The sequence below is a fragment of the Chitinophaga varians genome (assembly GCF_014529945.1).
GTDB classification, from domain to species: Bacteria; Bacteroidota; Bacteroidia; order Chitinophagales; family Chitinophagaceae; genus Chitinophaga; species Chitinophaga varians.
The window spans coordinates 217,337-241,638 of the sequence record NZ_JACVFB010000008.1 but is presented as its reverse complement, the minus strand read 5'-3'; the positions used below and the strand labels follow the sequence as shown (position 1 = coordinate 241,638).

Annotated in this window: 20 protein-coding genes and 1 tRNA gene; 14 read left to right on the top strand and 7 right to left on the bottom strand. The window is 48.1% G+C overall.

What is annotated here, in order from left to right:
* Positions 1 to 42: 42 nt before the first annotated feature.
* On the bottom strand, positions 43 to 621 hold the full coding sequence (nudK, locus tag ICL55_RS32065; protein ID WP_188105531.1) for a GDP-mannose pyrophosphatase NudK: 579 nt from the start codon (positions 619 to 621) through the stop codon (positions 43 to 45).
* Between the two features lie 54 nt (positions 622 to 675).
* On the opposite strand from nudK, the gene ICL55_RS32060 reads away from it, so the two are divergent.
* Both ICL55_RS32060 and ICL55_RS32055 read left to right on the top strand, forming a co-directional pair.
* Positions 676 to 1,434 (top strand): DeoR/GlpR family DNA-binding transcription regulator, encoded by a 759-nt coding sequence (locus tag ICL55_RS32060; protein ID WP_188105529.1) that lies wholly within the window; start codon positions 676 to 678, stop codon positions 1,432 to 1,434.
* A gap of 20 nt (positions 1,435 to 1,454) precedes the next feature.
* On the top strand, positions 1,455 to 5,480 hold the full coding sequence (locus tag ICL55_RS32055; protein ID WP_188105527.1) for a DEAD/DEAH box helicase: 4,026 nt from the start codon (positions 1,455 to 1,457) through the stop codon (positions 5,478 to 5,480).
* 109 nt (positions 5,481 to 5,589) lie between these two features.
* Here ICL55_RS32055 and ICL55_RS32050 read toward each other — a convergent pair whose 3' ends face one another.
* Both ICL55_RS32050 and ICL55_RS32045 read right to left on the bottom strand, forming a co-directional pair.
* Positions 5,590 to 6,345 (bottom strand): SDR family NAD(P)-dependent oxidoreductase, encoded by a 756-nt coding sequence (locus ICL55_RS32050; RefSeq protein ID WP_188105526.1) that lies wholly within the window; start codon positions 6,343 to 6,345, stop codon positions 5,590 to 5,592.
* Between the two features lie 15 nt (positions 6,346 to 6,360).
* Positions 6,361 to 8,076 (bottom strand): IlvD/Edd family dehydratase, encoded by a 1,716-nt coding sequence (locus ICL55_RS32045; protein ID WP_188105524.1) that lies wholly within the window; start codon positions 8,074 to 8,076, stop codon positions 6,361 to 6,363.
* A gap of 404 nt (positions 8,077 to 8,480) precedes the next feature.
* Between ICL55_RS32045 and ICL55_RS32040 the strand changes: the two genes are divergently transcribed.
* From ICL55_RS32040 to ICL55_RS32020, 5 genes are all read left to right on the top strand, one after another.
* Entirely contained in the window at positions 8,481 to 11,270 is a 2,790-nt protein-coding gene (locus ICL55_RS32040) for a TonB-dependent receptor (protein ID WP_223151668.1), read from the top strand.
* Positions 11,271 to 11,274: 4 nt separating this feature from the next.
* Complete coding sequence (locus ICL55_RS32035; RefSeq protein WP_188105520.1) at positions 11,275 to 12,027, top strand: GLPGLI family protein; 753 nt, start codon at positions 11,275 to 11,277, stop codon at positions 12,025 to 12,027.
* A 119-nt stretch (positions 12,028 to 12,146) separates the two neighbouring features.
* Positions 12,147 to 12,413, top strand: a complete 267-nt coding sequence (locus ICL55_RS32030) for a hypothetical protein (RefSeq protein WP_188105518.1) — start codon at positions 12,147 to 12,149, stop codon at positions 12,411 to 12,413.
* 403 nt (positions 12,414 to 12,816) lie between these two features.
* Positions 12,817 to 13,356 carry a hypothetical protein gene (locus tag ICL55_RS32025; RefSeq protein WP_169227871.1) on the top strand — a complete coding sequence of 180 codons (540 nt, stop codon included), beginning with the start codon at positions 12,817 to 12,819 and terminating at the stop codon, positions 13,354 to 13,356.
* A gap of 282 nt (positions 13,357 to 13,638) precedes the next feature.
* Positions 13,639 to 14,175: an AAA family ATPase gene (locus ICL55_RS32020; protein ID WP_188105515.1), complete on the top strand. Its 537-nt coding sequence runs from the start codon at positions 13,639 to 13,641 to the stop codon at positions 14,173 to 14,175.
* Here the strand turns inward: ICL55_RS32020 and ICL55_RS32015 are convergent.
* Positions 14,170 to 14,610: an acyl-CoA thioesterase gene (locus ICL55_RS32015; protein ID WP_223151667.1), complete on the bottom strand. Its 441-nt coding sequence runs from the start codon at positions 14,608 to 14,610 to the stop codon at positions 14,170 to 14,172. The two genes, ICL55_RS32020 and ICL55_RS32015, sit on opposite strands and share 6 nt — an antisense overlap.
* A gap of 233 nt (positions 14,611 to 14,843) precedes the next feature.
* Here ICL55_RS32015 and ICL55_RS32010 point away from each other — a divergent pair.
* Positions 14,844 to 14,928: transfer RNA gene (locus ICL55_RS32010), tRNA-Ser, on the top strand.
* 83 nt (positions 14,929 to 15,011) lie between these two features.
* On the top strand, positions 15,012 to 15,560 hold the full coding sequence (locus ICL55_RS32005) for a hypothetical protein (RefSeq protein ID WP_188105513.1): 549 nt from the start codon (positions 15,012 to 15,014) through the stop codon (positions 15,558 to 15,560).
* Positions 15,561 to 15,622: 62 nt separating this feature from the next.
* On the opposite strand, the gene ICL55_RS32000 is transcribed toward ICL55_RS32005, so the two are convergent.
* From ICL55_RS32000 to ICL55_RS31990, 3 genes are all read right to left on the bottom strand, one after another.
* On the bottom strand, positions 15,623 to 17,185 hold the full coding sequence (locus ICL55_RS32000; RefSeq protein ID WP_188105510.1) for a DUF6770 family protein: 1,563 nt from the start codon (positions 17,183 to 17,185) through the stop codon (positions 15,623 to 15,625).
* Between the two features lie 33 nt (positions 17,186 to 17,218).
* Positions 17,219 to 18,670 (bottom strand): M48 family metalloprotease, encoded by a 1,452-nt coding sequence (locus ICL55_RS31995; RefSeq protein ID WP_188105508.1) that lies wholly within the window; start codon positions 18,668 to 18,670, stop codon positions 17,219 to 17,221.
* A gap of 456 nt (positions 18,671 to 19,126) precedes the next feature.
* Positions 19,127 to 19,375 (bottom strand): hypothetical protein, encoded by a 249-nt coding sequence (locus tag ICL55_RS31990; RefSeq protein ID WP_188105506.1) that lies wholly within the window; start codon positions 19,373 to 19,375, stop codon positions 19,127 to 19,129.
* A gap of 853 nt (positions 19,376 to 20,228) precedes the next feature.
* On the opposite strand from ICL55_RS31990, the gene ICL55_RS31985 reads away from it, so the two are divergent.
* The 5 genes from ICL55_RS31985 (at position 20,229) to ICL55_RS31965 (ending at position 24,286) form a co-directional block, all read left to right on the top strand.
* The gene (locus tag ICL55_RS31985) at positions 20,229 to 20,858 is read left to right on the top strand and encodes a hypothetical protein (RefSeq protein ID WP_188105503.1); all 630 of its coding nucleotides are present in this window, start codon (positions 20,229 to 20,231) and stop codon (positions 20,856 to 20,858) included.
* A 186-nt stretch (positions 20,859 to 21,044) separates the two neighbouring features.
* On the top strand, positions 21,045 to 21,410 hold the full coding sequence (locus ICL55_RS35515; protein WP_343067907.1) for a helix-turn-helix transcriptional regulator: 366 nt from the start codon (positions 21,045 to 21,047) through the stop codon (positions 21,408 to 21,410).
* Between the two features lie 347 nt (positions 21,411 to 21,757).
* On the top strand, positions 21,758 to 23,308 hold the full coding sequence (locus ICL55_RS31975) for a hypothetical protein (RefSeq protein ID WP_223151665.1): 1,551 nt from the start codon (positions 21,758 to 21,760) through the stop codon (positions 23,306 to 23,308).
* A 14-nt stretch (positions 23,309 to 23,322) separates the two neighbouring features.
* Positions 23,323 to 23,805, top strand: coding sequence for a TlpA family protein disulfide reductase (locus ICL55_RS31970; protein ID WP_188105497.1), 483 nt, complete (start codon positions 23,323 to 23,325; stop codon positions 23,803 to 23,805).
* 223 nt (positions 23,806 to 24,028) lie between these two features.
* The gene (locus ICL55_RS31965) at positions 24,029 to 24,286 is read left to right on the top strand and encodes a hypothetical protein (RefSeq protein WP_188105495.1); all 258 of its coding nucleotides are present in this window, start codon (positions 24,029 to 24,031) and stop codon (positions 24,284 to 24,286) included.
* Positions 24,287 to 24,302: the final 16 nt, after the last annotated feature.

Genomic DNA, 24,302 nt, shown 5'->3' with positions numbered 1-24,302 from the left:
GGAACGGGCCGTTTGATGCCGGCATCCTAAAGATAAGAAAAGTCAGAGCAACTGATGTAATTGTGCATATTGTAGCAGCATAATCGTTTTGCCATCGCGGATGCGGCCGTCGGCAATCATCTGTATGGCTTCTTTGAAGGGAATCTCCAGCACTTCTATTTCTTCCTGTTCTTCTTCCAGACCGCCGCCATCTGCTATTTTCATGGATTTGTTGTATGCTGCCACAAAGAAATACAGGATCTCCGTTACGGAACCGGGCGACATATAGGCCTCGAATATTTTCTTCACATCGGTGATACGATAGCCGGTTTCTTCTTCCGCTTCCTTGCGAATGCAGTCTTCCGGATTATTTTTATCGAGCAGGCCGGCGCAGGCTTCTATCAACATGCCGTCGGTATTGCCGTTGATATAGGTAGGCATCCGGAACTGCCGCGTGAGGATGACCGTTTGCTGCGCTTTGTTGTACAACAGGATCACCGCGCCGTTGCCACGGTCGTACGCTTCGCGGGACTGTACCTCCCAGTTACCATTCCTTTTCAGATAATCGTAGGTTACCTTTTTCAACGTATACCAGTTGTCAGACAGGACTGTTGTGTCAATGATTTTTACTTTGGCTGTCATAAAAATGATTATATTTGATCGAATTTGATTGTTTTGATCAAAAGTAGATAAAAAATGGGATTTCCGGAGCGAAAACAAAAAATATTAAAACTGCTGGACCAGCATGATAACAGGGAGGTGCAGGAGATCGCGGACACATTGGGCATTTCAGCGATCACCATCCGGCGTGACCTGCAACAGCTGGCGGAAGAAGGGCTGCTGGTACGCACGCACGGCGGCGCCATGAAAGCGCCGGCATTGCATCCGTTCACCGCTTTTACAGACAAAGCCACCGTAGGGCAGGAGCGTAAGCAGCATATCGGTAAACTGGCGGCGGCGCAGGTGAAACCGGGAGATACCATTTTCCTCGATTGTGGCAGCACCGTATTTGCCATGTGCCAGCACCTGCGCAAAACAGGGCCGCTGCGGGTGATCACCAATTCGCTGCCGATAGTGGCGGCTTTCATGGACTGCGACCAGATAACGGTGAACCTCATCGGCGGCGAGATAGACAAGGAAAGAAAGGCCATGCACGGTCAGCGGGCATTGCAGCATATCGACAGCTATCGCGGCGCTAAGGCGTTCATCGGCACAGATGGGCTGTCGCTGAAAAACGGGCTGACAGCTTTCAGCGAGAAAGAAGCGTCCATCAGCAAAGCCATGGCGGCACAGGCAGACACGGTGTACCTGCTGTGCGACTCCGGCAAAATAGGAAAAGACAGCTACCTGAAATACGCGCCATTCACCATCTTTGATCACCTCATTACAGACCGGCAGCTGCCAGCCTCCACAGCAGCACAACTCAAAGCCAAAGGCGTCTCCGTCATGTCCTGAAATGCGCTATTTTTGGCAGTATGATCAATGACGCCTGGTATCTGCAACGGTACCATTCCCAGTCGGACCCCGTGCGGCTGGTGATGGACGTGCTCTCCATATATCTTTACCCGTTAGACAAGCATACCTTGTTTGACGCTGTGCAACTGCTCACGCCCTTTTCACGGCCGGAGCTGGAAGACATGCTGCTCGACCTGCGGGAGCAGGAGCTGTTGCAGATGAATGTCAACGGGCATTACAATCTGCCGCCCGCACTGGGTTTTCAGTTGTTACCCGGCAATATTATACGACCGGAATATCAGCCGGTGGTAGACCGCACCGGTCGCGCGATACATGCGTTTTATTCCGTCAACGCCCGGCTGCAGGACCTGCAACAGTTGCTGGTAGCATGGTTTACCGGTGACCGCTACCTGCTGTCACCGCCCATCCGCCGCATGGAACTGGAGCTGTCCGAATACCAGCCGTGGTTGTCTTACCTGTTATTTTTTCCGGCCTATGAAGGGTTGTTGAAGCTGTTCTCCGAAACAGCGATGGACAACATCTTCGCTTTTGCGGTGAAATTTCATCTGCTGCAACTGCCACCCATGGAAGATTTGCTGGCCTTGCAGCAACGCAGTGGTCAGCTTTTTCCGGAGCTACAGTTATTACAGGGCGATCTGCATACTGCTTTCGGTGACACCACCGCTGATGAATGGTTTGGCAAAGCGTTGGTAACGCTGTACCAGGGACAGCCTGCGGCGGCCCTCGCAGCTTTCGATAAAGGCATCAAACGGCAACGGCAACACGACAAAAAGAACACGCTGCCTGTTTCTCCGCTGTTCGCCTTCTATTATGTGCTCACGCTGACGCTGCTGCCGGGAGAGAAAACGAATCCTGTGATACAGAAGCTGCTGACCACCTACGAGCGAAAAATTTTTCCCGCGATAACGCCTGCTATCTGCCTGTTGTACCTGCATGCCGGCAGAAAAGAAAAAGCGGAGAGCCTGTTGCTGTTATTATTAGAGAGAAACGAACAGCCGTTGCTGAGCTACCTGTCTGTGATAGCGCTGCAACTCCTGCATCCGCGCAGTAAGCTGCTGATCACTTTCCGTGTGCAGGCAGACGTATTGCTGCGCCGCGGCATGGAATACAACTACCGGTTACTCACCTACGAATATTTATATCTTTTCCGCGATGCCGGTTATGCCGGCTATGCGCCCGCCTTTACTGCCGCCGGTGCGGTGATTCGGTATGAGCCGGTACTGTCGCAGATAAAGATCACGGCCGACTGGGAACGGCTGCTCAATACGCTACTCACGCCCGATGATGCCGCCGGTAAGGCCAAACCTGCGCCGGTACACCGTTTGATCTATCTGATAGATTTTAACCACTACAAGCTGCAACCGGTAGTGCAAACAGCGAACGGCGACGGCACCTGGAGCAGCGGCAGGAACGTGCCGCTGAAAAAATTGAAGGATGGCAAAGCGGAAGCCATGACCGATCAGGACCAGCGTATCAGCACTACCATACAAAAAGATCATTACTACAATCACGACGGCGAAGCTTTCTCCTTCGACAATCGCATCTGGGAAGAACTGGCAGGGCATCCCTTCCTTTTCCTGGATGAAAATCCAACGGTACCGGTGGAGATTGTAAAAGGCATGCCGGAGCTGATGGTGAATTATAACGGTAAGGGGTATACGTTTACTGCCAATATCGAAGACTATTCGAGTGAGTTGGTGTTTGTAAAAGAGACGCCCACCCGGTTGAAAGTGATCCGCCTTACCCCGCAGCAGCGTAAAGTATTGCAAACGCTGTCGCAGGTGCCGGTAGTGCCCGCAGAAGGGCGCGAGAAACTAATGCAGGTACTGAAAAGCATCGGTGCTCACCTAACCGTGCATTCTGAGCTGGGCGATGGCGCCATCAATATCCGCAAACGCGAAGGGGATGCCCGCATAGTAATACAGTTGCTGCCTTTCGGCGCTGGTATCAAAGCGGGATTGTTTGTGAAGCCTTTCACGCTGGACCCGCCTTATTGCAAGCCCGGCGCCGGCGCTGCTCATATCATCGGTATCAGCAACGGAGAACGCTGGCAGGCCAATCGTCAGTTGGAGCTGGAGAAGGCCAATGAAACACGGTTGCTGGAACTGATACAGCAGATCGTACCGCAGGAGCTGGTGGCCGATACACTGGTGTTTGAAGATCCGGCCGACTGCCTCGAGCTGCTCGATCTGATACGCGCTTATCCTGAACTGGTACGTGCCGAATGGCCGGAAGGGGAACGTTACCAGGTAAAAGACCAGGTGAATTTCTCTCATGTGGCTTTATCCCTGAAAGAAAAAGGACACTGGTTCCTCTGTAATGCGGAAATACGCGTGGATGAAAATCTGGTATTGACATTCCGGGAATTGCTGGACACCAAACGCATTATCAAAAAACGTTTCCTTGCGCTGGACAACGGCGAGTTCCTGTCGCTGACCGCCGACCTACGTAAACGGCTCAACGAACTGGCGAGCATCGCCATAGAAGGGCCGCAGGGGCTGGGTATTCCGCGATATGCCGCTTCCATGCTGGACGATTGGTTGTATGAAGCCGGCCAGGCAGAAGTAGATGAAGCCTGGCGGGCGTTTATCCGTAAACGTGATATGGCCATGGAGCTGCATCCTGAGGTGCCGGTAACGTTACAGACCAGCTTACGTCCATACCAGGAGGAGGGTTTCCGCTGGATGGCACACCTCGCCGCATGGGGCGCAGGCGCTTGTCTGGCAGATGATATGGGCCTTGGTAAAACCGTACAGGCGATCGCGTTATTGCTGTACCGTGCCGCGGAAGGGCCGGCGCTGGTTATCAGTCCTGCTTCTGTACTGCCCAACTGGGTCAATGAAATCAGCCGTTTTGCACCCTCGCTCCATATTATCCAGCTGCAGCCTGGCAAGCGCGCAGCGCAGCTGAAAGGTGTGGGCGCTTTCGATGTGGTAGTAGCCACTTATGGCATTTTGCAGCAGGAAGCGCAGCTGTTTGCCGGCGTACAATGGAGTACCGCCATACTGGATGAAGCCCATACCATCAAAAACTATCAGACTAAAACGTCTAAGGCAGCTATGGCATTACAGGCAGATTTCCGTCTGATGCTAACAGGCACGCCTATACAAAATCACATGGGCGAAATATGGAACCTCTTTAATTTCCTCAATCCCGGTCTGCTGGGAACGCTCGATCATTTCAACGAACAATTTGTATTCCCCAGTGTGCGCAATCCGGAGAGTACGGTGAAGCAACACCTGAAACGGTTGCTTCAGCCTTTCCTGCTACGCCGCACCAAAACAGCCGTGCTGGAGGAGCTGCCGCCTAAAACAGAGATCACGCGGCTGGTAGAGCTGTCTTATGAGGAGATGTCGTTTTATGAAGCGATACGCCGTAAAGCCGTGGAGAATCTGGCCGTGCCGGAAGAGAACCTGGGCCGGCGCCAGATGAAGGCGCTGGCGGAGATCAGCCGGCTGCGCATGTCGGCCTGCCATCCGCAACTGGTGGATGGAGAAAGCAGTATCACTTCTTCCAAGCTCAACGTCTTTCTGGAGATAGCGCAGGAGCTGATTTCCAACAATCACCGTGCGCTGGTGTTCAGCCAGTTCGTGCGTCATCTGGAGCTGGTAAAAGAGGCGTTGGTGCAACGGGGCATTGACTGTCTGTACCTCGACGGGTCTACGCCGATACCACAGCGGGAGCAGCTGGTGCGGGATTTCCAGGCAGGCAGGGGACAGCTGTTCCTCATCAGCCTCAAAGCCGGCGGCGTAGGGCTGAACCTGACCGGGGCAGACTATGTGGTGCATCTGGACCCGTGGTGGAACCCGGCCATCGAAGAGCAGGCCTCCGACAGGGCACACCGTATCGGACAAACGAGGCCGGTAACGATCTACCGGCTGGTAGCGCAACATACCATCGAAGAGAAAATTATCGAGCTGCATAACAGCAAACGTGACCTGGCCGACCGCCTGCTGGAAGGTAGTGATCAGTCGGGCCGCCTCTCCGCAGAAGAGCTGATGGACCTGATATCGGTAGGCTACTAAGCCAATGACGAATTAGGAATGACGAATGACGAATGGAGGGCTTTTTTATAGTACGGTTACTAAATAACCTGTCTAAAAACGGCTCCTCCATTCGTCATTCCTAATTGACTCAGGGTTGTGGGCTGGTGCTGGTCCAGCCGCCATCGATCACGAGGCTTTGGCCGGTGATATGCCGCGCTTGTTCTGATACCAGAAACAATGCTGCCTGTGCAATATCTGCTGTGGAGGCAGCGCGTCCCATGGGCGTGAGCTTCGACCAGGTGTCGGCGTAGCCGGGTTCAGACATGGTCCTTTCCGTGAGGGTGGCGCCCGGCGCAATTGTGTTGACAGTGATCTTATAAGGAGATAATTCAATCACCAGATTTTTAGCGAGCATTTCCAGGGCGGCCTTACTCATACCGTAGGCCGCAAGGTCTTTGTGTGCCTGATGACCGGTAACGGACGAGGTGAAGAGGATAGCGCCACCGCGTTGTTGTTTTTTCATCTGGTTGGCCGCTGCCTGCGCCAGAAAGAAGGTGCCGGCCAGGTTGACCTGCATCACGCGTTGGAACGCCTCCGGCGTGTAGGTGAAGAAGTCGCCGAACAGGGTGATGCCTGCGTTGGCGATCACGATATCGAGGCTGCCGTATTGTACCACGGCGGCATGTACCATTTTCTTAATAAAAGCGATATCGCTGGCGTCGCCGGGGAAGGCAATGCACCGGCCGTTTTCGGAGGCGATGGTGTTGGCTGCCGCCGCTGCCAGCGGGGCGTCCATATCATTGAGGATAACGGCGACGCCGTTGGCCGCCAGTTGCCGGCAGATCTCAAAACCAATGCCCTGGCCGGCGCCGGTAACGATAGCCACTTTGGATGCTGTATTCATAACGGGAATATGTTTTTAGTGGGAGTCGCGGGTCACCTGACTGCCGGAGCTGCCTTTTAGGAAATCCAGGTCGGCGCCCAGGTGCGCCTGTTCCACATGTTGCTGGTATAATTGTACGTAGCCTCTGTTGGCTACCGGATAGGCCGGTTGCCATGCTGCTTTGCGCCGGGCAATCTCTTCCGGTGATAATTCCGCATGCAGGCTACGATTGGCCACATCGAGCGTGATGATGTCGCCATCGCGGAGGATAGCCAGCGTACCGCCGGCCGCGGCCTCAGGAGACACATGCAGCACCACTGTCCCGAAGCCGGTACCGCTCATGCGGCCGTCAGAGATCCTGACCATATCGGTGACGCCTTGGGCCAGCAGTTTGGCCGGCAAGCCCATATTGCCTACTTCCGGCATGCCAGGGTACCCTTTGGGGCCGACGTTTTTCAGTACCAGCACACTGTTTTCGTCTACCTCCAGTGCCGGGTCATCGATGCGGCGCTTGTAGTCGTCGATGTCTTCAAAGACGATGGCAGGGCCGGTGTGGCGCATCAGTCGCGGTGTGGCCGCCGATGGTTTGATCACGGCGCCTTCCTCGCAGATATTGCCTTTCAATACCACGATGCCGGAGATATTATTGAAGGGGGCTTCCAGGGTGGTGATGACTTCCGGGTTGTAGCCTGTAGCGTGGCGGTAGTTGTCGCCGATAGTGCTGCCATTGGCGGTGAGGCAGTCTTTATGCAGGCGGGAGAGCAGGGCGTTCATCACCGCCGGCAAGCCACCGGCGTAATACAGGTCCTCCATGAAGTACATGCCTGACGGCTGCAGATTGGCCAGCAGCGGTATACCGGCCGACCATGTGTCGATGTCTGCCAATGTTACGTCCACGCCTATACGGCCGGCGATGGCCAGCAGATGCACCACAAAATTGGTAGACCCGCCGATGGCAGCGTTGACCATAATCGCATTCTCGAAAGCCTCCCGCGTGAGGATATGTGACAGGCGGCGGTCTTCCCGCACCATCTTTACGATCTCCATGCCCGACAGATGTGCCAGCACTTTCCGTGCCGCGTCAGGAGCCGGGATGGCGGCATTCTGTGGCAGCGAGAGGCCCAGCGCTTCCACCATACAGGCCATAGTGGACGCGGTACCCATCACAGCGCAGTGGCCATCGCTGCGGCACATACCGGCTTCGGCCATGGCCATCTCTTCGCTGGTCATTTTGCCGGAACGCAGCTCTTCACTGAACCGCCATATGTCGCTGGTGCCAATACTTCTTCCCATATGCCTGCCCGTTAGCATAGCGCCGCCAGACACCACAATAGTAGGCAGGTCTACGCTGCTGGCGCCCATCACCAGTGCCGGCGTGGTTTTGTCGCAGCCACAGAGCAATACTACGCCGTCCAACGGATTGGCGCGTATCGATTCTTCCACATCCATGCTGACCAGGTTGCGGTACAGCATCGCCGTTGGCTTGATCAGCGTTTCTCCCAACGACATCACCGGAAATTCCAGCGGATAACCACCCGCTTCGATGACGCCGCGTTTCACGGATTCAGCCAGCTCCCGGAAATGAGAATTGCAGGGCGTAAGCTCCGACCAGGTGTTACAGATGCCGATCACCGGCTTGCCCTCCAGCTCATGCGCCGGGATGCCCTGCTTTTTAAGCCAGGCACGATATATAAAGCCGTCTTTGCCATCACGGGCAAACCATTGGCTGCTTCTTAATTTTGATGATTCCATGCTGCTGAATATACAAAAATTTCCCAGGGCTGAAGCCCTGGGCTACATTTTGTTTTCGTGGGGTATGCTACGTGTTTCTTTGTGTAATGGAGCCTGTGCAAATGTGATCGTGCTTATACAACTATCCTTGCATAACTATCCTTACACATCTGTCCTTGTCAATGGCAAATGTTAGCGCTACATGTAGCCCGGGACTTCAGTCCTGGGGCCGCTGCGATATCATCGCATGGAAAATCGTCATCGGAGAGTATCATTCCATAGCAGAAATATCATTATTGTTTCTCTACATGATAAATAGACTTATATTTAACAGATGTTTATCATCTCCCGGATATTATATTTAAAATTTATTATGGAATTTGTTGCCCTAAGCATCTTACCAAACAACCTGTAGTCGCCCACAAATGAAAAAACTATTGTCATTCATTTTTTGTTTGACCGTTTACAGTATCAGCCAGGCCCAGCACGCGAAAATCAGTGGTCATGTTTCTGATACGTTAAACCATGTTAAACTTCCCAACACTGTCGTAGCCCTTTTGCACGCCAAAGATTCAGTCCTGTACAAGTATGTCCGGGCGGGTGAAACCGGCGGGTTTGCCTTTGACAACATCCAGGCAGGCAAGTACCTGTTGATGATCACCTACCCGGCTTTTGCGGATTACGTTGAGCCGGTCACGTTATCCGACACCAGTGTGCTCCGTCTTGATAACATTATGATGACCCTGCGCTCCCGGCTCCTGCAGGAAGTGGTGATACAGCAAAAAGTAGCTGCCATCAAGGTGAAGGGAGACACTACTGAGTTTAATGCCGGTAGTTATCAAACGCAGCCCAATGCGACCGTGGAAGACCTGCTGAAAAAACTACCGGGTATCCAGGTGGATAATAAAGGACAGATCACTGCGCAGGGAGAGAAAATCAAAAAAGTACTGGTAGATGGGGAAGAGTTTTTTGGCGATGATCCTACCCTGGTGACCAAAAACCTGCGGGCGGACATGGTGGACAAAGTGCAGCTCTACGACAAAAAGAGCGAGCAGGCCGCTTTCACCGGTGTTGATGATGGTCAGACCAGCAAAACACTCAATCTCAAACTCAAAGAAGATAAGAAAAACGGCTATTTCGGGAAAGTAGAACTGGGCGCCGGTACCAATGGGTATCATGATAACCAGGTCATGCTGAACCTGTTCAAAAAGAAAATGAAGGTGGCTGCCTATGGCATCATTTCCAATACGGGCAAAACCGGCCTTGACTGGCAGGAGGCAGACAAATATGGGCAAAGCATCGCTGATAACGTCATCCCCGAATCATCCGATTTTATACTCATCGGCGGCGGGGGAGACGATGAGTTTTCAGGATGGGATGGCCGGTATAGCGGAAAAGGTTATCCATTGGTACAAACCGGTGGTCTTCATTTTAATAATAAATGGAATCAGGATAAACAGAATGTAGGTGGCAACTATAAGTTCATGAAACTGTATATGGATGGTAACAGTACCACCACCACGAAGAACATCCTGCCAAACAATACCAACAGTTACCGTAACCAGCGGGAGAACTTTAATAACAACGTGCTGCGCAACCGCATCGATGGCCGTTATGAAATACAATTGGATTCTTCGTCTTCCATACGACTGGATATGAACGGTGGCCTGGACCATAAAAAGACGAACAGTAACTTCTACTCGGAATTCCTGGACGGCGACAGCCTGCTGGTAAACCGGAACAATCGTCAGCTTTCAGTGACAGATGATAACCGTCAGCTAAACAGCAACCTGTTATGGCGCAAGAAGCTGAAGAAAAAAGGACGCACGATTTCCGTGAATATCGCGGAGAATTATACGCTCAACGATGGTGACGGCGTGCTGCACTCTTTTACGGAGTACTTTAAAAAGGGTGGCGGTGTGGATTCTTCCTACCTCACCGATCAGCGTAAAGTATTCAGGACAGAAAGCGTTAATGTGTCGGGTATGGCCACCTATACAGAACCGATATCATCGTTGTCATCTCTCGTCGTTAATTACGGCTTGTCCATGGCCAACAGCAAATCGTACCGCAACTCTTTTAATGCCGGAGATGCTGGTAAATATGACATGATGGACAGCACTTACAGCAATAGTTATCTGTTTAATATGCTCACCCACAAAGCAGGGTTGGGATATATGTATACCGGCAAAAAAGTGAGGATCCAGGCCATCAATAATGTTGGTCTTACTACCTTCCGGCAGGATGATATTTACCGGAAAACCAATCTCGATCGTAATTTTGTGAACTGGTTCCCGGCCGCCTCTTTTATCTATAATTTCAGTCAACAGCGACGGTTCAGGATTAACTACAACGGTAATACCGGCCAGCCGAGCATGAATCAGCTGCAACCATTGCGCTCCAACGACGACGACCAGGATGTCAGGATCGGTAATCCGAACCTGAAACCTTCTTTCAGAAATAATTTCAGCGCCAGCTATTTTAACTTTCAGGTGCTTTCTGAACGCTCGCTATGGGTCAGTGTAAATTATTCTTCTGTCAGCAATGATTTTGGTGAATCTTCTTTCATCGATGAAAAAGGAAAGCGTACCACGCAGTTCATCAATATCAATGGTAATGAGAATGCGAATTTGAATCTTAATATGGGCTGGAAAATCAAACCGCTCAATGTTTCTTTGGGATACACCCTGCGAGGCGGTTACTATCGTAATGCCAATTACATCAACGACCAGCTGAATACGACCAAAACCTTCAATGGTACAACGGGCTTCGATCTGATGAGTTCCAAAGAAAAGAAATACGAACATTATTTGTCAGTAGACGCCACCTATAACACCAGCACTTCTTCTGTGCAGCAGTTTACCAGCACAAACTACTGGACATATAATGTGACAGCGTCAGAAAGGTGGTTTCTCCCCTGGAAATTCCAGATAGAATCAGATGTGATCTGCAATTTCAGGCAGAAGACAAACGTGTTTACCGGTAATAACAACGTGATACAGTGGAATGCTGCCATCGTGAAGAAGTTTGGCAAGAAGGACGCGCTGGAAGTGAGAGCGGCCGCGAAGGACATCCTGAACCAGAACATTGGTTTCAGCCGGTCTGTCAACAGTAACTTCATTACTCAGAACACGTATTCCACTATTGGTCGTTATGGCATGCTCAGCGTGATTTGGAATTTCAACAAAGTAGGTGGTGGTCTGGCTAAAAACTAATCTCATGAGAAAGATTTTTTTGTATAGTGTTTTATTGTTGCTGTGCCATGGTGTGCAGGCACAGCATACCGTTTTCCTGGATAAGGGACGTATTGAGTTTGAGAAGAAGCAGAACATACATGCGCTGCTGGATGAAATGTGGGGTGATGGGGATGGACAAAGCTGGAAAGAGCTGGAGAAAAAGATGCAACCCAAATTCAAGACTTCCTATTTTGATCTGGTATTTAGCGGAAATGTTACGTACTATAAGCCCGGGCGGCAGCTGGCGGAGAACAATCAAATGCGTGAATGGCCGGCCGAAAAGAACGTAGTGTATACAGATCTTGCGGGGCAACATTATGTTGCGCAGAAGCAAGTGTTTGACCGGCTTTTTCTACAGGATGATTCCACGCGTGCCGTGCGATGGAAGATCACCGATGAAACGCGTAAGATAGCGGGCTTCGATTGCAGGAGGGCGAATGCCGTGATTATGGATTCCATTTATGTAGTCGCTTTTTATACCGATGCTATTGTGACCCCTGGAGGCCCGGAGTCTTTTTCAGGGCTTCCCGGGATGATATTGGGACTGGCCTTGCCACATGAGCATATCACCTGGTTTGCCACCAAAGTGCTGGTAGACGAGGTGAAGCCTGAAAGCCTGAAGCCGCCTGCGAAAGGCAAGAAAGTGACCGGTACAGAGTTGACGGATAATATGTCGAAAGCCTTGAAAGACTGGGGGAATTGGGGCAAGGTATACCTGAAAACAGTGCTTTTTTAGCGGACTGTTGCGTTAGGGGCCTTAACAAAATATTATGATAAGGAATTCTTAAAACTGTCGCGGTTGGCCCGGAAAGGCGTCATTTTTGTTTTTTAGCCATCGAACTAAAAATTTTAACCATGGCTAAACAAACCGTACAAGCAGTGAAGAATGAAATCCAGGAACTGGCAATCGGTAATTACAAAAGTTATTCAGAACAATATGAATCAACAGCGCCGGATACATTGATGAGCGTGCAGGAATTGGCGAAAGGATATTGGGATTGCCGGGACTATAAAGAGGTAGTAAGAGATGAGAAACTGGGAATTAGTTTGGATGACTACCAACTTTGGACAAAGGAGGCTCATAGCCAGTTTTTAAAGGCCCATGGCCATTCACTCAACTAGATATTTCTCCGTAGGAGAGAGGCGATAAGTCCAGCATTACCGGGCTTATCGCCTTTTTATTTTTCCTGAAAAATAAATTTGTTTTTGTATTGTTATTCTACTTACCTTCGTAACCCTGAGATATTTTATTTGTTACTTCATAACCATAGCCTCACTACTTCATAACTGATTGCCATCCTCAAGGGCAGGTGTGCTGACAGGCCAGTCGGAACATCTTCAAGAAAACCTTTAGCAAAAAGATACTACTGCTGTCGCAGCGAAAGGAGTAAGCCAGCCTCGTAAGGCGAGGACAGGGATATTTGTCAAGATGATGTGCATTTTGTTACAACAAAGGACCTGAGAAATGAAAGTTTCGCGGCGAGCGGGCAGTGATTGCCGATAACACTTTAAAAACCCAGGTAACATGAAAAAAACACTTTGTTTGTTGATGGTCCTGCTATCAGCGGGACTGGAAGTTTTCTCCCAAGCCACGACCATATCTGCCGACGCCAATTTGTACAATGAGCCGGATCTGGTAACGAAAATTTTTGGCAAGGATAAAGGAGCCTTATACGATGAATTTCTACAGATCTCTCCTGTAGAACAGAAGGCTTTCACCGATGCCTTTCTGGAGTATGAAGATGAAAAACGCCCCTGGCTGGCGGAACGAATCGCTTTACTACGGATGTATAATCAAGAGTTTTCCTGTCTGGATGAAATGAAGATGAACAGTCTGACCAAACAACTCATTAACAATGATCTTGAATTTGGCCGTCTGCAAATGCGTTATTTCCGGCGCATGAACAGAATACTGGGCGCTACCAGGGCTGCTAAATTTTTCCAGATGGACAATTACCTGGAACAGTCTTCCAGAGCGTATCTACAAAATGATCTGCCTTTCATCAAAGCGTTGGAATCAGATCGTCAGGTGTTTTCCAGTGCAAAGCCGGTAACACGTTGGTAAGATGGATATTTACCGCTGACTGTAGTGCAGAAAAGGACTTGTGATCTGTTGTTTTTAACTCACCGTTATTTGTTCCCCCCACCTTTCCCATTATTGTACCCCAAAGACATCATCTAATGGATGATTTGACTTTCGTCCATTGTTTGTTACCTTTATCCCAGGTTCCCGGGGCAGAAGCCCTGGGCTACATTGTTGATCAGGTATCATTATGCCTCTTTTTCTGAAGATGAATAGCCACATCATCATTTAGCCTTCTTTTTTATTTTCCATTTATTTATTGTTATGATCAGACACAACGGGTATGTATTTACCGGTGGTCCGGGTGCGGGCAAAACATCGGTGATTACGGCCCTTGCAGCAAAAGGATTTGCGGTGATACCCGAATCCGGAAGACAAATTATTCAGGAGCAGGTAGCCAGCGGGGGAGCAGCATTGCCCTGGGCCAATAAGGAACTGTTCCGCGACAGGATGCTGGCAGCGGCCCTGCGGGATTTTGAGCAGCAGCCCATTGACGGGCGGCCGGTGTTCTTTGACCGGGGTATTCCCGATCTGATCGGCTATTCGGCATTGGAAAACCTGCCGGTACCTGCGGTATTGCAAACGTCAGCCACTACCCTGCGGTACCATCCGCGGGTGTTTATATTTCCGCCCTGGAAGGAGATTTACCAGGGCGATACAGAACGGAAGCAGGACTATGCCACGGCTGTGGCCACTTACGAGGCCATGCAGACGGCTTATACCGCTCATGGGTATAAGCTGGTGACCGTGCCTTTTGGCAGCGTTGCCGACAGGGTAGCTTTTATTCTGGATAACTTATGACGTCGTTTCGGTGAAGTCCTCGCTGCGGGGGAGGCTCCGGAATTTTTCCATCAGTTCATCCGACAGCGCGGTGAGTTTCCGCAGTTTGGTATCTATCCAGGCGCCGTCTACGTTTACCACGGCCGATTTGATGCCGTCTTTCCGGTATATCTCATGGCGCACAGACCAGCGGGAGCCGTCGGGGCGGCATTTGGTCAATTCGCAGGTGACACGGAGCGTATCGTTGGCGTTGGCCTCCCGGAGGTAGATGGTTTCTTCCCGGAAGAGAATGGGGCCGATGTGCAGCTCCAAAAAATGGCGGGCGTCCATTCCTACTTTCTCGAGCATGGCCAGTCGGGCCTGTGCGGCAAAGTCAGCATAGGCAGAGTGCCGCAGGTGCATATTGGCGTCTATCTGAGACCACATGACGGGTCCTTCAAAGAATATATTGTCCATCTCTAAAATTACGGAAAATGAACATGCCCGCCAGCGGGGCTAATCACTTGTCACTCAGAGTGCTATATAATGCTAAAAATGTATCGGCGCTGAAAGTGATTGCTATGGCTGATTTGACGGTGTTTTGCTTGCTGTTCGGCAGCAGGGGCGGTTGATTCCCGAAATAAATTTTTTAAAAAAGCGGGCAGAAAATTTTTTTTACATCATTCCCTTTTATACATTTGCGGTCTCACGGAGAGTTGGCAGAGCGGTCGATTGCGGCAGTCTTGAAAACTGTTGACTGTAACAGGTCCCGGGGTTCGAATCCCTGACTCTCCGCAAGCTTTAAGCTCTGTTGTTGCAAAACAGCGGGGCTTTTTTCCTTTAAGCGCGATAGTAAATTTTAACCCGAAAATCATATCATGAAAAAAATCTTACCTCTCCTGCTGGTGTTGTTTTCAGCTGTCTTGTTTTCCTGTGGTAAAAAAAGTGACGACAAAGCTTCCCCTGAAGCTGATGCCACCTGGAAACTGGGCGACTACACTTATGTAAAAGGCACCTCGGCGCAGTCATCCTCCCAGGGACCTTCCGACGGCCTGATCACCGCCATCGCTGTGAGCACCGTTGGTACCGGTGGCAGCTACGGAGCTTTCTCCGGTAGCGCGCTCACCATCACCTTTCACGGTCACCTCGGCGAAGGACAATATACCCTCGGTTCGGACGAGATGCTGGCCGCAGACCCCAATAACAGGATCATTGTGATCAACTGCACCGTGGGCACTGCCGTGAATACCGGCGCTGTCATGTACTCCTACGGCGGTACCGCCGCTACTGCCACCGTCACCAGAGACAAAGACGGTAAGTTCCATGTGAGTCTGCCCACCACCACGCTGACCAAGAAACTGGAAGTGCTGGGAGGGATACCATCGGCGAAAGCGAGTTATGAGTTGACCGTGACGAATGCGTATTAAACGTTATCAAGCGATATAAAAAAAGGGATCCCACGGGATCCCTTTTTTTATGTGCAGCTGTGTTACAGCGCTTCTATCGAAAACTGCCTTGACTTCTCTTTTTTATCATATTCCGCTACCAGGATGTGCCCTTCTTTAGCCGGGTAGATAAGGGTTTCTATATTGCCCTTTTTGCGGGGGATGGTGCGCAGTACCTTCTTCGCATCCACCTGATAGAGGGTAATGTTTTTCTGCTCCGTGATGATCAGATACGTCGCCTTCTTCTCGGGAGAGTGGACGCTGTAGTAGGCTTTGTTGTCTGTCATCTCCATGGTGATCTTCGCTGCATAGCCGCGGCTGTTGGCTACGTTAATGCTGTTGTCGAGGGACAGGGCGCCTTCCGGCGTTTGTTTGAGTACCATGGCTTCCCGGAAGGTGAACTTCCGGGTACCACCGAAGCCCAGAAAATACAGCGGCGGTATGATCAGCGGCAGGGTAGCTACTTCGGCTATCACCAGTCCCGTATTCATGGTACGTTTGGCGGCGGTGCCGGAGAAATAGGTGTTGCCGGAAAAATCCTTGAATGACGGACCTGCCGCCAGGAAAGACTTGTTGTGGTGAAAGCGGCCTTTTGTGTTGGTGAGCTCCTTCTGATCTTTCCAGTAGGTATAAACGGGTTTAAGGCTGTCACGGCCACGTCCGTCGACGTTCAGCGTGAACACGCCCATATAACGCCCTTTCGCAATAGAGCGGAGGAAAACGGGCCCTTTCCCTCTGCGTGGGTTAATGATGGTGCCGGACACGAAAGGTTTGCCGGTAGCCGGGTTGTTGGTGAAAGCCAGTACCCGGAGCGGGTTGCCTTTTTTATCTTTCAGGTTGTAACGGGAGATGGTGGTGCTGTCATCGAGGCCGTAACCCTGGATAGCGTAGCCGCCTTCCGCAGTAGGGTCGTTGTGGTGGACCAGGAAGTAAACATCGTGGCCGGATACCAGCATGTTGTAATCGGCTTCTTCGAGGCCTACTCTTTTATGCCAGATCTGGTTGCCGTTTTTGTCGTAGGCATAGAGGAACTTGCCGCGGTCATCACCGAAGAAACAGGCGAAACCTTTCCCGTTAACGTTGCTGACCCGCAGGGATTCTTTCATGCCGCCTCCTCCGATGGAAGACGAAGCATTGTTGAAGTTACCCCTCAGGTCGGTGTTTACCTTGATGGTATTGGTTTTTAGCATTTTTCCGGTAAGGTCGATGAACTGCGTGTATACGGCGAGGTAACCTTTGTTGATCGCCTCTTTTTTGTCCCGCCGGTGGTTGTACGTATAGCCGAGGAGGTTACTTTTCAGATAGGCCAGGCAGAGCACATCCTGCTCAAAGGCCACCGACTGCAGGTCGAGCTTCATCTCCCGGAAGTTCACCTTTCCGATGTCGTTGAGGTTCTCATCCATGATGGTGAGCTTGTAGTTGAACGAGTCTTTGTCGGCCCGCTCCAGCTCTGTGAAGACGAGGTAGCCGACCAGGGCGCCGTCTTGCGTAATAGCGCGCATGGAAGACGAGATTTCATTGCCTACTTCCCGGAATACGCGGGTTTGTGCATGGGTGCTGCCGATGACTGACAGCAGCAGGCCACATGCGATGATAACATGTTTCATGACGGTAGTTTGGGATAAATGATGGGTTACAGTTTATTTTTTTGAAAACGGTGTGGCGAATTCGCAGTACAGGCTGTTGGGGTAGCTGGCCGTAAAAGATTTGGCCGCCGCCTTTTGTTTGTCATTATCGTCGGCATTGGACACGAGGGTATGGACCAGGGATTTGAATCCATGCTCCGCGGGTGTCATGCTGCTCCAGAAAGGCGCCTGCTGCAGGGCGTTGTGGAACGCTTCCAGTTTCTCACGGGGCATTTGCTCGAACATCATTTCCAGCTCGTAGTAGCTGTTGGAGATATATTCCTTGGGTTTTACCGCGATGGCATTGAAGCGGCCCAGTTTCTGGTCCGCGTAGTACAGCCCGGACATCACGTTGCTGAACATAAAATCGTACCAGGGGTCGGTATTGCCGCGGTCTTTCTCCAGGCAGATGCGGTACAACGCCGCCGTCATGTTGCCGTTGCAGTAGATGCTCCAGATCATCATCTTCATGGCTTTGTCCCGGAGGCTGGCGGGGATGGGCGTCAGCGGACCACTGGTCTGTTCGTGCTTCGTTTTGTTGTACCGCTCCTGGCAGTCGGGGTGCGTCTTCAGGGAGTCGGCCAGGCCGGCGGTGGTGGTATTGAAGCTGTAAGCTTTGGCGGAGAGGCCTTTGGTGCGCTTCACCATCCAGCTGTCTTCCACTTGTAACTGATACGCCGCGAAGTATTCCTTCAGCGGTTTCCTCAGCGGCTGCCGGTATTGGATATCGGCGCTGTCCAGTCGCAGGAATACCGTAGGGTCGATACCGATATGGCTGTTCTTCAGCAGGATAATGGCCATAGAATCAGCATCCCCCTCATGATACCGTTGGTGTTTGCTCCTGTCGAAAGAATAGCCCTCAAATACCTTCTTCAGGCGGGTAAAGCGTTCGTACCGGGAGTCGAGCACGGCGTTCAGGGATTGTTTGTATTCGTCAGAAGAAAACCATTCCGCGCGTTTCTTCATGCCCTCCTCCGGATGGCTAAGCGCATTATGCGCCATCTCATGCGCCAGCACCAGCGCCAGTTCCTCCCGGGTGCGCGAGAAAGCCAGCAGCCCCACATTCACCGCCAGGAAGTTGCCGCCGGTAGCATACGCGTTGACAGACGTAGCGCGGTCTATTAGCAGCATCGGGGCCTGCGGAAACAGCTTCGGATTAGCTTTGACAATCTGTTTGACAATGTCATCAAGATAAGAATGGATTTCCGCCTCGTACAGGTAGCCGTCGTTGTCAATGGCTTCCGTCACAAATTCGGTGCGTTCGTTCCAGATATCGCGGTATTTTTTCTGGGTCTCCTTGTCTTTGTAGACAGCAGGGCAGGTCCAGGCTTTCTTCAGGGAGTCTTTCTGCTTTTCGTAATAGGCATGGGAAAGGTCCTGGAAATTGTAAATGGGCTTCGTTTGGGCTACAATACTTTGACAGCACAGCATCAGGGCTGACAGGGTAAGGGATCTGCAGGTTGACATGTTTTTATTTCGTAGGTATTGGGCGCAAAGATATTAAAAAATGGATAGGTTGGGAGTGGAGGGGGAAAGTTAACGGCTTGGACCTGGTGGAGTGGGCTCAAGCCGTTAAATTTAGCTTTGTATCCTGGAAGCTCTTTCTTTTAAGATTTGTGCTTCTCAGAGATATTGGAGCAGTTGATTAAAATGGAGCATAGATATCCCGTAAAGGGCACCAGGGCGACCCACAAGGAACCCCTTGGATGGTAGACGCCTTTTCTTGTTTTATAGGGGAGCCATTAGGCTGGAGAGTGAAAGGCTCCTCCAAATCGCAAACATCTATACGACAGACGTAAATTTTATCGTTTACATTTGATTTAGCTGCATAGGCACCGGCCAAAGTAGTAATCACTGCAATCGCGGATAATAAAACTGTTATCTTTTTCATGATTGTGAACTTTGGAATAATAAAGCAACTAATTAAAATGGGTGATAGACATTCTTTACAGTGCACAGCGTCGAACTGCAAGCTGTAATAATGGTAGATACCTGTTGCTGCCCTACCGGTGCGCCATTAGGTAGAAGTGTTGCATTTAATGCAATATCGCAGACATTATTTTGTAAGTTACAGAGATAGACTTTATCGTCTACATTCGATTTGACTGTATAAGCACCTGCCAAACCAGCGATCGCAGCAATCGCGGAAAATAGAATTGTTACCTTTTTCATCATTTTAAATTTTGGAGTGATAAAAAGTGTCTACTATTTTAAGGGTGTTCGACTTCCCCCTTCAGCTATATGGCATAACGATGGTACCTGTCGATATGTGCACTAGCTCCATGTAAAAAATTTATTGAAGCATTTCCACAAATGAACGAAGTCTGGAATGCTACTATTCAATTCGGCTTTGTCTGGTGGTATAGAACAAATGTGTGCCTGTTAACGATATTATGGCCCTTTAGTTACAGATGAGTACATAGGCTATTTTTGGGGTAAAGATCTAAGTTTGGCAATGTATCTCTTGGTATGCTTCGTGAATCTTTCCGGGTAGTGTTAATAAATGGTAACCTGGTGTAGTGTCTTAAACCTTTTGGTACTTTGGGTTTTATCAAGTACTGATTAATTTTTGTTGGTTCTTTTCGGGATTTGTTCGTCAATTATGCTTTGTTAGTATCGGCTTAAAAGTTACGTCAATTCCCACAGAGATGCAATTTTATCAAGCAACAGGAACCGGCCGCTATTTTTTGTAAGCTGAAAAATGTGAGGGTACTTGGAAGGGGTTAATCTGATTTTTACTGCTCTTCGTTTAATGCTACCGCTATTTTGCGTCCTTAAAAGGCCTTTTTACAAAAAAGAAAAAAAATTTAAAAAATATTTTTTGGATCACATTGATCTTCCTGTATGTCGTTCTGATGAAAATTTGTTCATTTTGTTAGTTTTCCTGATAAATAGAAATTTGAAAAATCAAAATGATTTTTAGTTTATCATTTTTAAAATTCATCTTCTGTAGGCTTTTCTGTATGGAATTTGGAGATGTGAAACCAACCGTTATATTTGCGTTTAACTAAAACTAAAACTGTTTATGAGTAAAGCGCATTTTACTATTGGAGATGTGGTGGATTGTCCATTGCATGATGATGCCAGTGTCATGTTTGTTCGTGGTATCAATACAGAAAGAGAAGAATTGTTGTTGGCTGATGCGCCCGTAGGGGGGCATACCATTTGGATGCATTTCAGAGATGTGGAAGGCATACCACTTACACCTCGTGTATTGCAACTTGCAGGGTTTATGCCTGTAACAGGTAAGAATGGATTGTATGAAGCAGGAAATGGTCTGCGGTTACAGCGCCAGGGAAATGGCTACTACGTGGAAGACGTATATGATGAGTCATCCGAACCACTGGTGATGGAAACAATACACGAGTTGCAACATTATTATACCCTGCTGCTGGAACAGCCGCTGCGTATTAATGGTGTCCACCACCCGATGCCACTGACAGAACTATGTCCTGACGATATGGTTGCATTTTACTACTGGTTTACCTATCAATGCAGCGATGGCCGTTTCGTAGAGGACGTCACCTCCCAGCACCCGCTTTCTGCCATAAGTGCATTGCGCGTGCATGAAGACAGTGGTGTCGTACTACTCAACTGGCAAACGATCTCCTATGATCAATATCTGAGCTTTGATCAGCCCCGGACCGCCAGGTAACTTATTATCGACTCAACAAGTAACAGGCGGGGAGTTCTCTCCCTGCTTTTTGTCTCATAATCCTTACTGCGACTATGATGCAGCCGGTTTCTGTTGCTTAAAAAACTTGGCTTACCTATTGAAAATCCACCAAAAATGTCTTAACTTTTAATTGCGATTGCAACTTTAGAGTAAACCGTATATCGCATGATGTATTGCCAATACCCTCATAACCATCAATTGATGAAACTGACAAAGTTCCAAGAGAAAGCTATTATTAAGACCAAAGCATTCATCGACGAACAGCCCCCAAAAAGAATAGATATACAGCACCTGGTCCACTTTTCTGGTCTTAGTGAAAGCAAACTAACAAAAGGATTTAAAATGCTCTACCACGTAACCATTTATCAGTATCAGCTTGAACGCGCTATGAACTATGCCCGAAAGCTCCTGCAGGAAGATCATCAGGTGAAAGAGGTGGCGATTACTTTAGGGTATAGTACCTCCGGCAGCTTTGCGCGTGCGTTCCATCGTGTGTTTCAGGAGACGCCAGGAGAAGTGAAGTGGCAGTAAGTTACCGGTTTCCGTAAAAAGGTTACGGTTTTTGTTTTCGTGTTGTTGTTGGAAGGAATAGAAGAGTTGATTAATTTGCATGAAGAAAATAACCGTTGAAAGATTATCTCTCATTAAAAAATCAAATTGGTTAGATGGTGTGTTTTTAAATTAATGGAAACCCAAACTTAGCGTTACTTTATTAAAGTTGTTTTTAAATCCCTTTTTGTTATTCACTGCTAAGATGTAACTAACAGTTTAATATTTCCTGAACACCTGTAGATTATTGGGTATTGCCTACCTGACGGAGATGTCATGGATAAAATAATCTATAGTATGCTAGTATGAACAACAAAACCCTAAAAAATATGCAAGAAGCACCTGTATTTGTTTGGAAAAGTGAATCTATTTTGAATCATGTGGCCTTCAAGGAGTTTGTTTGGAAAGATAGGTTTAATAGAACGCTAATTTATTCGTGTGCGATTGCCGTTGTTCTGCAATTGTGTGTGTTTATATATCTTTTCCCAGTGGCGTTTTTTATTAACGCTGACTCTTATCAATACCTTATAAGTGCTTCGCAAAACAGGCTAATTGATATTTATCCAATTGGATATCCAAAGTTTCTTCGGTTGTTTAGTGTGTTTTCATCTAGCGCTGTATGCTTGGTAGTATTTCAGTACGTTTTTGTTCAGACTGGAATTGTATTACTGCTGTTTACTTTGTATTATTTTTTGGCATTGCCAAAGTGGGTGAAGATATCACTGTTGGTGTGTATGGTTCTAAATCCTATTTTTCTATTCATGGCTAATTATGTTTCAAGCGATGCCTTATTTTTAGGTCTTAGTATATATTGGATTTTAATTCTGATCTGGATTTTGAATCGTCCTTCGTGGCGGTTGATTATCGGGCATGCGGTAGTTATTGCACTAGCTTTCATCGTAAGATATAGTGCACTGTTTTATCCTGCTGTTTCATTGGTCATATTTCTGCTTTGCAATGCAGGAATTAGGCAGAAGATAACGGGTGTTTTTTTGATGGCTATTTTGATTGGAGTATTCATTGGAATGACAGGAATCCAGTATAAAAAAATCACGGGGGAATTTCAGTTCTCTCCTTTTTCAGGATGGCAACTTGCTAATAATGCTATTTATGCCTACAAGTTTGTGCGTAAAGAAAATAGAAGAGATCTACCGCCTAAGTTCAAAGATTTAGACAAGGATGTTAGGAATTATATTGATTCAACAAGGGATCTTGCAAGGTTTCCTATGGAAACACTCCGAGCAAACACTTTTTATATGTGGATACCTAATTCCCCATTAAGGATTTATATGAACCATGGATTAAAAGCAGACAGCTCTGATGCAGAGAATTTTAGGAGATGGGCAAAGGTAGGCCCATTGTATGGGGAGTATGGAAGAGAGATTATCAAGGCCTATCCCGAGGTGTTTTTGGGAACGTTTGCTAAAACCAATTTTATAAAGTATTATTCTCCTCCTGTAGAGTTTCTTGGTTTATATGGATTTAGTAACGATACTATACCTGGTATAGCAAAGAGTTGGTTTGGATATAGTAAAAGCGATGATAAAATTATAGGTGAATATAGCAAGAAAACTGTGCGGTTATTTTCCTTTTTTCCTATTGTGTGGGGAGTGATGATTGCTCTCTTTGTTGTGATGAGTACGTCATTTGTTTTTTTGGGAGTAAAGAAAGATGATAGAATGTTATACAATATATGGATACTATTTACTACTTATTTATTATGTAACATAGTATTTAGTGTTTTTGCGTCAGCTATTGCTTTACGATTCCAGATTTTTTCACTCATTCTTTGCATAAGTATGAATTTCTTAATACTAAGTTACATGCTTAAAAAAGGAAGGGAGATGGATAGTCGTAAGGTTGTATATATGAATTATTGATTACAAGGTTTTTTATGAAGCAGATATTCTGGGTTTCTATTATATTCATCTTCTATCAGTGTAAGCAGTATTCACTTACCCCTGTGGTGGGTGACTCGATGCCCTCAATAGATGTATTGTTAATGGATAGTTCTACTGTGATTAACACTTCTAAAATGGAGGGGAAGAATTCATATGTGTTACTTTTCTTTGAGCCAGATTGTCCACATTGTCAAAAAGAAATTGAAAGCATCCTTAAAAATATTGAATCATTTGACAATGCGAAGTTTTGCTTTTTGTCAATTTCCTCTTTTCCCGAAATCAAAAATTTTTGTAAGCGTTATGATATAATCAGATATCGTAATGTTGTGGTTGGTAGGGATACAGCAGCTGCTTATGCCAAATATTTCAGTATTAGGGCTGTTCCTCATACCAGTATTTACACAAGCGATCGGAGATTAAAAAAGATCTTTGCGTCCTCAGTTGACGCAAAAGAGTTAATATCTGCGCTTAAATAGTCTCGATCGGATACTTGATGAAAAAAAATGAATGTCCTTAAGTGGAAAGGAGTTTTCAATCGGATTTGCCAGAAAGCCTATAAACAATTAAATCCTATATGTACAAGTTTAGCTAAATGTAGGTAGTGAAATGGTACCATCAATACTTCGTTTTAGCATAGGGAGTAGTCGAACACCCTTATAAAAAAGTAGACATATTTTAATTCCTTCAAAATTTACAATCATGAAAAAGGTAAAAGTTTTGTTTTCTGCATTTGCAGTGTTGGCATTTGTTGCTGCTGTAGTTGCTGTAAAAGCTAATCCTCAGGATACCATCTTCGTTCCAGATCCATCTGATCCTCACCCCACTATTTGTCCTGTTGCGGTGAATCTGACATTGCTGCCGAATGGTACTCCTGTATCATTAATTGCTACTACAGTTCAGAATGACCCAATCGCTCCGAATTTCTGTTCATTGAGAAGTGTTTATCAACCTCAATAATAGACAAGATAGCATA